The following is a 12,516-nucleotide window of genomic DNA, read 5'->3' on the forward strand; positions in this document are numbered from 1 at the left end:
GTGAACGAGGACAAGCTTCGCGATTACCTCAAGTGGACGACGGCCGACCTCCACAAGACCCGTCAACGGCTGCGTGAGGTGGAGGAAGCCGCCCGGGAGCCCATCGCGATCGTCTCGATGAGCTGCCGCTACCCGGGCGGCGTCCGTTCCGCGGAGGATCTGTGGCGCCTCGTCGCCGACGGCGTCGACGCCATGGGGGGCGTGCCGCTGGACCGTGGCTGGGACGTCGACGGCGTTGTGCCCGGTGTCGACGCCGACACCGTCGGCGGCTTCGTCGACGACGCCACCGAGTTCGACGCCGGGCTGTTCGGCATCGCGCCGCGCGAGGCCCTGGCGATGGACCCGCAGCAGCGCATGCTGCTCGAGGTGGCCTGGGAAGCCCTCGAGCGCGGCGGCATCGCCCCGCTGTCCCTCAAGGGCGAGCGCGTCGGCGTCTGGGTCGGCGGCGCCCCCTCCGGCTACGACGTCGTCGTCACTGGCGAGGAGGGCGTCGACGGCTACGTCATGACCGGCAGCTCCGGCAGCGTGCTGTCCGGCCGCGTCTCCTACGCGCTGGGCCTGGAAGGGCCCGCGGTCACCGTCGACACGGCCTGCTCGTCGTCGCTGGTCGCGCTGCACCAGGCGGCGCACGCGCTGCGGTCCGGCGAGTGCTCACTGGCACTGGCGGGCGGCGTGACGGTCATGTCGACGCCGGGCGCGTTCGTGGAGTTCGCCCGGCAGGGCGGCCTCGCCGGTGACGGCCGGTGCAAGGCGTTCTCCGACGACGCCGACGGCACCGGTTGGGGCGAGGGCGCCGGTGTGCTGGTGCTGGAACGTCTCTCCGACGCCCGGAAGAACGGGCACCGTGTGCTGGCCGTGGTCCGCGGTTCGGCTGTCAACCAGGACGGCGCGTCCAACGGCCTGACCGCGCCGAACGGGCCGTCGCAGCAGCGCGTCATCCGCCAGGCCCTCGCCGGAGCCGGCCTCACCGCGTCCGACGTGGACGCCGTCGAGGCGCACGGCACGGGCACCTCGCTGGGTGACCCCATCGAGGCGCAGGCGATCCTCGCGACGTACGGCAAGGGCCGAGCCGAGGACCGGCCGCTGTGGCTGGGGTCGGTGAAGTCCAACATCGGGCACACGCAGGCCGCGGCGGGCGTCGCCGGCGTCATCAAGATGGTCCTCGCGATGCGGAACGGGCTGCTGCCCCGGACCCTGCACGTCGGCGAGCCGTCCACGCACGTCAACTGGGCGGCCGGCGAGGTACGCCTGCTCGACGAGCAGCAGCCGTGGGCCGCCGAGGGGGACCGCCCGCTGCGGGCCGGAGTCTCCGCGTTCGGCGTGAGCGGCACGAACGCGCACGTGATCCTGGAGCAGGCCCCGGCACCGGCGGACGACGACACCGCCGAGCCGGAGACCCCGTCAGCCCCGCCGACGGTGCTGCCCGTGGTGCCGTGGACGCTGTCCGGGAAGACCGAGGCGGCCCTGCGCGAGCAGGCCGCCCGGCTCCGCGTCGTCACCGACGGCCTGTCCGTGACCGACGTCGGCCTGTCGCTCGGCACCACCCGTTCCGGGCTGGACCACCGCGCCGTGGTGCTCGGCGCGGACCCGGCCGCACTCCGCGCCGGACTGGAGGCGCTGGCGACCGGTGCGCCGTCACCGGACGTCGTCCGCGACGCGGCGGAAGCCGGTCGTACGGCGTTCGTGTTCTCGGGGCAGGGTGGTCAGCGGGCGGGGATGGGGCGTGAACTCGCGGCTGTGTTTCCGGTGTTCGCGGAGGCGCTGGGGGAGGTGTGTGCGCATTTCGAGGGTCTGCGTGAGGTGATGTTCGAGGACGGCGAGGGTGTGCTGCGGCAGACGGGGTGGGCGCAGCCTGCGTTGTTCGCGGTGGAGGTGGCGCTGTTCCGTCTGGTGGAGTCGTGGGGTGTGAAGCCGGACTATCTGGTGGGTCATTCGGTGGGTGAGCTGGCGGCCGCCCACGTCGCGGGGGTGTTGTCGCTGGCGGATGCGTGTGTGCTGGTGAAGGCGCGGGCGTCGTTGATGCAGGCGCTGCCGGAGGGCGGCGCCATGTGGGCGGTGCGCGCGACCCCGGAGGAGGTCGAACCGCACCTGGTGGAGGGCGTGTCGGTCGCCGCGGTCAACGCCCCGGGTCAGGTCGTGGTCTCCGGTGCACGGGAGGCCGTGGAGCCGGTCGCGGCCGTGCTGGGGGAGGGGCGGCAGTCGCGGTGGCTGGAGGTCAGCCATGCCTTCCACTCCGTCCTGATGGATCCGATGCTGGAGGACTTCCGCCGCGCCGCCGCAGGCGTCACCTTCCACCCGGCGAAGACACCGCTCGTCTCCACCCACACCGCGCGCCTCATGGAGGAGTTCACCGCCGACTACTGGGTGGACCAGCTGCGCGGCACCGTCCGCTTCGCCGACGCCACGGCACGGGTGAAGTCCCTGGGCGTCTCGCGTTTCGTCGAGATCGGGCCGGACGCGAGTCTCGTCGGCGCCGTCGAGGAGACCTGCGAGGACGACCCGCTTGCCCTTTCGCTGCTGCGCCGTGACCGGCCGGAGCCGCGGGCACTCGTCGCGGCCGTCTCCCGCCTCTGGGCACACGGCCTCCGCGTGGACTGGGACGCGTTCTTCGCACCGTCCGGCGCCGAGACCGTCGACCTGCCCACGTACCCCTTCCAGCACGAACGCTTCTGGCCCTCGCGGAAGATCGGGATGCCCGCGGACACCGGTACGGAAGCCGGTACGGACGCCGGGCTCTGGGACGCCATCGAGCGCGGCGACGCGCAGTCACTCGCCGCCGAGCTGGGCCTGGGCGACGCCGAGACCTCGTTCGCCGACGCGCTGCCCGCGCTCTCGGCGTGGCGCCGGCGCCGCGAGGAGAACGCCTCGCTGGGACGGCTGCGCCACCAGGTGTCGTGGTCGCCCGTCGGCCTGACGCCCGGCGCCGTCGTGTCCGGCCGCTGGCTGCTGGTCGAGGCAGCGGGCACGGACGGGCAGTGGGCGGACGCCCTCGCCGGGGAACTGGCCACGCGCGGGGCCGCGGTGAACCGCCTGCAGCTCGCGGCCTCCGACGTGGACCGCGCGTCGCTGGCCGGACGGCTCGGTGAGTTCGCGGGCTGCACGCGTGTGGTGTCCTTCCTGGCCCTCGACGACGCGGACCACCCGGAACGGCCCGGTCTCCCCGCCGGTCTCGCGGACACGGCCGTGCTGGTGCAGGCCCTCGCGGACGCGGACCTGGACGCCTCGCTGTGGACGGTGACGTCCGGCGCGGTCGCGGCCGGACCCGGTGACGCTGTCCCGCACCCCGTTCAGGCCGGTGTCTGGGGTCTGGGTCGTGTGGTGGCGCTGGAGGAGCCCGACCGCTGGGGCGGTCTGGTGGACGTTCCCGAGGCGCCGGACACGACGGCGGTCGGCCGGCTGGCCGAGGTGCTGGCGGGTGCCGCTCCCGGCGAGGACCAGCTCGCGGTGCGCGGCGCCGCGGTGCTGGGCCGACGGCTGACGCCTGCGCGCGACGCCGAGCGGGTGTGGTCGCCGTCGGGGACGGTGCTGGTCACAGGTGGTACGGGTGCGCTGGGGGCGCGGGTCGCCCGGTGGGTGCTGGAGCGTGGTGCCGAGGGCGTGGTGCTGGTCTCCCGCCGGGGCATGGACGCCCCCGGTGCGGCTGAGCTGCGCGATGAGCTGACGCCGCTGGGCGGCGTGGACGTCGTCGCCTGCGACGCGGGTTCCGCCGCCGAACTCGACGCCCTCTTCGGCCGGTTCGAGGTGTCGGCGGTCGTGCACTGCGCGGGCGTGCTGGACGACGGTGTGGTGGACGGTCTGACCGCCGACCGGCTCGCGGGCGTGTGGGCGGGGAAGGCGGGCGCGGCCTGGAACCTGCACCGGGTCACCGAAGGCCGCGAGCTGGACGCGTTCGTGCTGTTCTCGTCCGCGGCCGGTGTGTGGGGCGGCGCCGGGCAGGGCTCGTACGCGGCCGCGAACGCGGCGCTGGACGCGCTGGCCGACCACCGCCGGGCCCGGGGTCTTCCGGCGGCGTCGGTGGCGTGGGGTCCGTGGGCCGAGGGCGGCATGGCCGCCGACGATGTGGTGCAGGCGCGCGCCGAGCGTGGCGGTCTGACCCCGCTCGACCCCGAGATCGCCGTCGGGCTGCTGGACTGCGTCTCCGGCTGCGTGACGATCGCGGACGTCGACTGGACGACGTTCGTCCCGGCCATGACCGCACTGCGCCGCTCCTCCCTGTGGGAGCACATCGCCCCCGCCGGCACACTGCCGGCCGCCGCCACCCCGGCCGAGGGCGGTCTGCGTGAACGCCTCGCGGGCGCGTCCGCCGCCGCCCGCCGGTCGACGGTGACCGAGCTGGTGCGCGGCCAGGTCGCCGCCGTCCTCGGCTTTGCCGAGGGCTCCGCCGTCGGCCTGTCCACGGCGTTCCGCGACCTCGGCGTGGACTCCCTGATGGCGGTCGAACTCCGCAACGGCCTCACGGCCGTGACCGGCCTGAAGCTGCCCGCGACCGTCGTCTTCGACTACCCCTCGGCCGCGGCGCTGACCGACTTCGTGCTGGGCCGCCTTTTCGGCGACGACGACACGGCCCCGTCCGGCCTGCCGGACGCCGCCCCCGCCGCCACCTCCGACGACCCGGTGGTCGTCGTCGGCATGGGCTGCCGCTTTCCCGGTGGCGTGGACACGCCGGAGAGCCTGTGGGCCCTGCTGGCCGACGGCGTCGACGCGATGGGCCCCTTCCCCGCCGACCGTGGCTGGGAAGCCCTGAAGGACCGCCTGCTCGGCGACTTCGCCCCCGTGGGCGGCTTCCTCGACGGCGCCGCCGACTTCGATGCTGCACTGTTCGGCATCTCCCCCCGCGAGGCCCTGGCCATGGACCCGCAGCAGCGCATGCTGCTCGAGGTCGCCTGGGAGGCGCTGGAGCGCACCGGCGTCGGACCGCTCTCGCTGCGCGGGCAGCAGGTCGGCGTGTTCGCCGGTACCAACGGCCAGGACTACCCGGCCATGCTCACCCTGTCGGGCGAGACCGCCGACGGCTACGGCAGCACCGGCAGCGCGGGCAGCGTGCTCTCCGGCCGGGTGTCGTACGCGCTCGGACTCGAAGGCCCCGCCGTCACGATCGACACCGCGTGCTCGTCGTCGCTGGTGGCCCTGCACCTGGCGGCGCAGTCCCTCCAGTCCGGTGAGTGCGCGCTCGCCCTCGCGGGCGGCGTCACCGTCATGTCCACTCCCGGTGCCTTCATCGAGTTCTCGCAGCAGGGCGGGCTGTCCGGTGACGGCCGGTGCAAGGCGTTCTCCGACGACGCCGACGGCACCGGCTGGGGCGAGGGCGCCGGTGTGCTGGTGCTGGAACGCCTCTCCGACGCGCGCCGGAACGGCCACCGCGTGCTGGCCGTCGTCAAGGGCACCGCCATGAACCAGGACGGCGCGTCCAACGGCCTGACCGCGCCGAACGGGCCGTCGCAGCAGCGGGTCATCCGCCAGGCGCTGGCCCATGCCGGGCTGACGCCGTCCGAGGTGGACGCCGTCGAGGCGCACGGCACCGGCACCTCGCTGGGCGACCCGATCGAGGCCCACGCCCTGCTCGCCACGTACGGGCAGGACCGGGACGCGGACCGTCCGCTGTGGCTGGGGTCGATCAAGTCCAACATCGGCCACACGCAGGCCGCGGCGGGCGTCGCGGGCGTGATGAAGATGATCCTCGCCCTCCAGCACCGCGCCCTGCCCCGGACTCTGCACGTGGGCGACCCGTCGTCGCACGTGGACTGGACCGAGGGAGCCGTCGAACTGCTCACGGAGGCGCGGGAATGGCCGCGCACGGACACCGCACGGCGCGCGGGCGTCTCGGCGTTCGGTGTCAGCGGCACCAACGCCCACGTGATCCTCGAAGAGGCTCCCGAGGCGGTCCGGCCCTCCGCCGGGGCCGACGGCGACGCGTCACCGGACGTGCTGCCGGCCCTACCCTGGCTGCTGTCGTCGAAGACTGCCCCGGGCCTGGCCGCCCAGGCGGCCCGGCTGCGGTCCTCCGTCGCGGACCTCACCGCCTGCGACGTCGCGCTGTCCCTGGCGACGACGCGCTCGGGCCTGGAGCACCGCGCGGTGGTGCTCGGCGCGGATACCGATGAACTGCTGGACGGCCTGGGCGCCTTGGCCGCCGATGAGCGGTCGCCCTCCGTGGTGTCCGGGCAGACCGGTGACGGCCCGACCGGTTTCGTGTTCTCCGGCCAGGGTGGTCAGCGTGCCGGCATGGGCCGTGAACTGGCCGCGGCCTTCCCGGTGTTCGCCTCCGCCCTGGACGAGGTGTGCGCGGGCTTCGACGGGCTGCTGGACCGTCCGCTGCGTGAAGTGATGTTCGACGACGGCGACGGTGTGCTGCGGCAGACGGGCTGGGCGCAGCCCGCGCTGTTCGCGGTCGAGGTGGCGCTGTTCCGCCTGCTGGAGTCGTGGGGGGTGAAGCCCGACTACCTCGCCGGGCACTCCGTTGGCGAGCTGGCAGCCGCGCACGCGGCCGGGGTGTTGTCGCTGACGGACGCGTGCACGCTGGTCGCCGCCCGTGCGTCGCTGATGCAGGCGCTGCCGGAGGGCGGCGCCATGTGGGCGGTGCGCGCCACGCCTGAGGAGGTCGAACCGCACCTGGTGGAGGGCGTGTCGATCGCCGCGGTCAACGCGCCCGGCCAGGTCGTGGTCTCCGGCGCCCGCGAGGCCGTCGGTCAGGTCGCGGCCGTGCTGGGGGAGGGGCGGCAGTCGCGGTGGCTGGAGGTCAGCCACGCCTTCCACTCCGTCCTGATGGACCCGATGCTGGAAGACTTCCGGCAGGTCGCCGCAGGTATCCGGTACGACCGTCCGGAACTTCCCCTCGTCTCCACCCTCACCGGCGAGCCGGTCGAGGAGTTCACCGCCGACTACTGGGTCGACCAGGTGCGCGGCACCGTCCGCTTCGCCGACGCGGTCGCACGCCTCGCGGAACTCGGCGTCGCCCGCTTCGTCGAACTCGGCCCGGACGCGAGCCTGGTCGGTGCCGTCGAGGAGACCTGCGCGGACGGCGTGCTCGCCGTCCCGCTGCTGCGCCGCGACCGACCGGAGCCGCTGACCGCCGTCACGAGCCTCGCCCGCCTCTGGGCGCACGGCGGCACCGTCGACTGGGCGGCGTTCCTCGCCCCCACCGGCGCCCGGGTCGTCGACCTGCCCACCTACGCCTTCCAGCGGCAGCGCTACTGGCCGCACGCCGACCGCCTCTCCGCGGAAGCGGCCGGTGCCGACCGGACCTCCGACGCGGCGTTCTGGGACGTGGTCGCGGGCGGCGACCTGGAGACCTTCCGTACCACCCTCGGTGTCGAGGCGGACGCCCCGCTGTCCGCCGTGCTGTCCGCACTGGAGGGGTGGCAGGAGCGGCAGGACGGCCTCGCCGCCGTCGACAGCCTCAGCCACCGCGTCTCCTGGACGCCCGCCGGCCCGGTCACGGGCGCCCCGGCGACCGGGAACTGGCTGGTCGTCGAGTCGGCGGACGCCCCGGAGCCCTGGGCGGACGCCCTGACCGAAGAGCTGACCGGACGCGGCGCGGACGTGACCCGCCTGCGGCTCGCCACCGCCGACCTCGACCGGGCGGCGCTCACCGAACGGTTGAGGCAGTCCGCCTGCGGCCGCATCGTGTCGTTCCTGGCGCAGGACGAGAGCGACCACCCCGCCCGGCCCGGCGTCCCATCCGGTCTGGCGGCCACCACCGTCCTCCTCCAGTCCGTCGCGGACTCCGGCCTCGACGCACAGGTCTGGGCCGTGACATCCGGTGCGGTCTCCACCCGCCCCGACGACGCGCTCACCCACCCCGTCCGCGCCGCCGTGTGGGGCCTGGGACGGGTGGCGGCGCTCGAACTGCCGGACCGCTGGGGCGGTCTGGTGGACCTCCCGCAGCGGCCGGAGCGGCGCCTCACCGCCTCGCTCGCCGACGTGCTCACCGGCGGGGCCGGAGACGAGGACCAGCTCGCGCTGCGCGGCGGCGCCGTACTCGGGCGCCGCCTCGTCCCCGCGCGGACGACCGCCCGCGCGGACGTCGACGCGTCGTGGACGCCGTCCGGCACCGTGCTGGTCACCGGCGGCACCGGCGCCCTGGGCGCCCGGGTCGCCCGCTGGGCCGTCACCCGGGGCGCCCGGCACGTGGCCCTGCTCAGCCGCCGTGGCGCCGACGCGCCGCACGCGGCCGAACTCGCCGCCGAACTGGAGGCGCAGGGCGCCACCGTCACCTTCGCCGCCTGCGACATCGCCGACCGGGACGCCGTCGAAGCCGCCCTGGAACACATCGAGTCCCAGGGCCCGGCGGTCCGCTCCGTCTTCCACACGGCGGGGCTCGCCCAGGCCGTGCCGCTGCTCGACTCGGGCCTCGACGACCTGGCGTCGGTGACCCTCGCCAAGACCGCCGGCGCCGCCCACCTCGACGCCCTGCTCGCCGACCGCGAACTGGACGCCTTCGTCCTCTACTCCTCCATCGCGAGCACCTGGGGGAGCGGCACGCAGAGCGGGTACGCCGCCGCCAACGCGTACCTGGACGCCCTCGCCGCGCACCGCCGTTCCCTCGGCCGTACGGCGACGTCCGTCGCCTGGGGGCCGTGGCGCGGCGGCGGCATGGCCGCGCAGGAGGGCGCCGAGGATCACCTGCGCAAGCGGGGCCTGCCCGCCCTCGACCCCGACCTGGCCATGGCGGCGCTGCACCGCGCCCTCCTCGGCGACGAACCCTGCGTCGCTGTCGCGGACATCGACTGGGACCGCTTCCTCCCGACCTTCACCGTCCGCCGCCCCAGCGTGCTCTTCGACGCGTTCGCCCCTGCCCCGGAACAGCCCGCGGGGCGGAGCCGCGAGGGCGGCGACGCCGCCCTGCGGGAGCGGCTGCGCCCGCTGAACGCGCAGGACCGGCGCCGTCACCTGCTGGAACTCGTCCGCACCGAGGCGGCGGCGGCCCTGGGCCACACCGACCTCGCGGCCATCGCACCGGAACGTGCCTTCCGCGACCTGGGGTTCGACTCGCTCACGGCCGTCGAGTTCCGCGACCGGCTGCAGGCGGCGACCGGCCTGTCCCTCGCGGCGACGCTGGTCTTCGACCAGCCGACCGCCGCTGTGCTCACCGACTTCCTCGTCGACGAACTGATGGGCACGGACCGGCGGGACGCGCTGCCCGCACACACCCGTGAACCGCTGGACGAGCCCGTCGCCGTGGTCGCCATGAGCTGCCGTTTCCCCGGCGGCGCCACGGACCCGGAGGCGCTGTGGCGTCTCCTCGCCGACGGCTCCGACGCCATCACCGCCTTCCCCGCCGACCGTGGCTGGGAGCTGGACGGCCTCGACCCCGCGGAGACGGGCGGGCTCGGCACCCGCTTCGCCCGTGCGGGCGGATTCGTCGACGGCGCCGCCGAGTTCGACGCCGGTTTCTTCGGCATCTCGCCGCGCGAGGCGCTGGCGATGGACCCGCAGCAGCGGCTGCTGCTGGAGACCGCCTGGGAGGCCCTGGAGCGCGGCGGGATCGCCCCCATGTCGCTGAAGGGCGACCGGGTCGGCGTGTTCGTCGGCGCCGGAACCTCCGGCTACCTCAGCAACGTGCACGAGGTGCCCGAGGGCGTCGGCGGCCACCTCATCACCGGCAACTCGGGCAGCGTCCTGTCCGGGCGTGTGGCATACGCGCTGGGGCTGGAAGGCCCGGCCGTCACCGTCGACACGGCCTGCTCCTCCTCCCTGGTCGCGCTGCACCTGGCCGCGAACGCGCTGCGGTCGGGCGAGTGCTCGCTCGCCCTCGCCGGCGGCGTCACCGTCATCGCCAGCCCGGACGCCTTCATCGACTTCGCCCAGCAGGGCGGCCTCGCCAAGGACGGCCGCTGCAAACCGTTCTCCGACGACGCCGACGGCACCGGCTGGGGCGAGGGCGCGGGCCTGCTGCTCGTCGAACGCCTCTCCGACGCCCGGCGCAACGGCCACCCGGTGCTCGCCGTCATCCGCGGTTCCGCCGTCAACCAGGACGGCGCGTCCAACGGCCTGACCGCGCCGAACGGGCCGTCGCAGCAGCGCGTCATCCGGCAGGCCCTCGCCGAGGCCGGGCTCGCGCCCCACGACGTGGACGCCGTCGAGGCGCACGGCACCGGCACCTCGCTCGGCGACCCGATCGAGGCCCAGGCCCTGCTGGCCACCTACGGCCGCGACCGGGACGCCGCGCGTCCGCTGTGGCTCGGGTCGGTCAAGTCCAACCTCGGGCACACCCAGGCCGCGGCGGGCGTCGCCGGCCTGATGAAGATGGTCCTGGCCCTCCAGCACGAGACGCTGCCGAAGTCCCTGCACGTCGGCGAGCCCTCGACGCACGTGGACTGGTCGGCCGGAGCCGTCGAACTCCTCGCGGAAGCCCGCGCCTGGCCGCGTACGGGCACCGTCCGGCGTGCGGGCGTCTCCGCCTTCGGGGTCAGCGGCACCAACGCGCACGTCATCCTCGAAGAGGCCCCCGAGGAGGCGGCCGAGGACGACACGGCGGGCACCGCGACACCCCTCCCCGTCCTGCCGTGGGTGCTGTCCGCCCGCGCTCCGGAGGCGCTCGCCGACCAGGCCGGACGGCTGCTCGACGGCACGGACGCCCTGTGCGCGGGCGACGTGGCCCTGTCCCTGGCCACCACCCGCACCGCCCTCGAACAGCGCGCGGCCGTGCTCGGCGCGGACGAGGCCGAACTCCGCGCGGGCCTGACGGCGCTGGCCGCCGGAGAGGGCGCCGCCGGCCTGGTCCAGGGCGTCGTGGACGGCGGCCTGACCGCCTTCGTGTTCTCCGGCCAGGGCGGTCAGCGCGCTGGCATGGGCCGTGAACTGGCCGCGGCCTTCCCGGCGTTCGCCACCGCGCTGGATGAGGTCTGCACGGAGTTCGACGGGCTGCGCGAGGTGATGTTCACCGACCCGGACGGTGTGCTGAAGCAGACCGGCTGGGCACAGCCCGCGCTGTTCGCCGTCGAGGTCGCCCTCTTCCGCCTGCTGGAGTCCTGGGGCGTACGGCCGGACCACCTCGTCGGCCACTCCGTCGGCGAACTCGCCGCCGCGCACGTCGCAGGCGTCCTGTCGCTGCCGGACGCCTGCACGCTGGTCGAGGCCCGCGCGTCGCTGATGCAGGCGCTGCCCGACGGCGGCGCGATGTGGGCCGTCCGGGCCACCCCGGCAGACGTGCAGCCGCACCTCGTCGAAGGCGTGTCCATCGCCGCCGTGAACGCCCCCGGCCAGGTCGTCGTCTCCGGCGCCCGCGAGAACGTCGAACAGGTCGCCGCGGCGCTCGCCGACCGTGACGGACGGTGGCTGGAGGTCAGCCACGCCTTCCACTCGGTCCTGATGGACCCGATGCTGGAGGACTTCCGGCAGGTCGCCGCCCGCCTCACCTACGACCACCCCACGATCCCCCTCGTCTCCACCCTCACCGGCGAGGCGGTCGAGGAGTTCACCGCCGACTACTGGGTCGACCAGGTGCGCGGCACCGTTCGCTTCGCCGACGCCGCCGCACGGCTCGCCGCGCTCGGCACGACCCGGTTCCTGGAGGTCGGACCCGACGCGAGCCTGGTCGCCGCCGTCACCGAGACCTGCGGCGACGACGTGCAGGCCGGATCGCTGCTGCGCCGCGACCGGTCCGAGCCGCAGACGACCGTCACCGCCCTCGCCCGCCTCTGGACGCACGGCGGCACCGTCGACTGGAAGGCGTTCCACGCCCCCGCCCGCGCCCGCACCGTGGGCCTGCCCACCTACCCCTTCCAGCGGCGCCGCTACTGGCTGGAGGGCGGCAGCGGCCCGCTGCACGTCGGCGCCATCGGCGCCGACCCCGTCCAGCACCCGCTGCTCGGCGCGGCGGTGGAACTCTCCGACGGCGGCGGCCATGTCCTCACCGGCCGCCTCTCCACCAGCGCCCAGCCCTGGCTCGCCGGTCACCGCGTCGCCGACGAGGCCGTGTTCCCCGGTACCGGCTACGTCGAACTGGCCGTCGCCGCGGGCGACCAGCTCGGCTGCGCGCGCATCGAGGAACTCCTCCTCGAAGCCCCCCTCGTCCTCCCCGCGGACGGCGCCGTCCGGCTCCAGGTGGTCGTCGACCCGGCCGACGACCACGGCGCACGCGCGTTCACCATCTCCTCCCGTCCCGAAGGTGCCCCGGCCTGGTCCCGGCACGCCCGCGGCACGCTCGCCGGCGCTGGCGGCCGTACGCACGACACGCTCGCGGCCTGGCCGCCGCGTGGCGCCGAGCCCGTGGACATCACCGGCCACTACGCGCTGCGCGCGGAGAACGGCTTCGGCTACGGCGGGATCTTCCAGGGCCTCACCGCCGTGTGGCGGCGCGACGACGCCCTCTTCGCCGAGGTCGCCCTGGCCGACGAACACCGCGGCGAGGTCGACCGGTTCGGCCTGCACCCTGCCGTCCTCGACGCCGCGCTGCAGACCCTGTCCTACGACTCCCGCGCGGCCGGCCGCGCCATGCTGCCGTTCTGCTGGAACGACGTGACGCTGCACGCCACCGGAGCGTCGCTGCTGCGCGTCGCGGTCACCCCGTCCGGC

1 protein-coding gene (only partly in view) is annotated in these 12,516 nt (G+C 75.1%); it reads left to right on the plus strand.

Features of this window, described 5'->3' with window-relative positions; all coding sequences use genetic code 11:
* Positions 1 to 12,516, plus strand: the 5' portion of a protein-coding gene (locus E4198_RS18135) for a type I polyketide synthase (RefSeq protein ID WP_136184093.1). 11,661 nt of this gene lie beyond the right edge of the window; 12,516 of the gene's 24,177 nt are visible here — the first part of the coding sequence; its start codon is at positions 1 to 3; the stop codon falls past the right edge of the window.

Origin of the sequence: Streptomyces sp. RKND-216 (assembly GCF_004795255.1) — a bacterium.
Taxonomy (GTDB): domain Bacteria; phylum Actinomycetota; class Actinomycetes; order Streptomycetales; family Streptomycetaceae; genus Streptomyces; species Streptomyces hazeniae.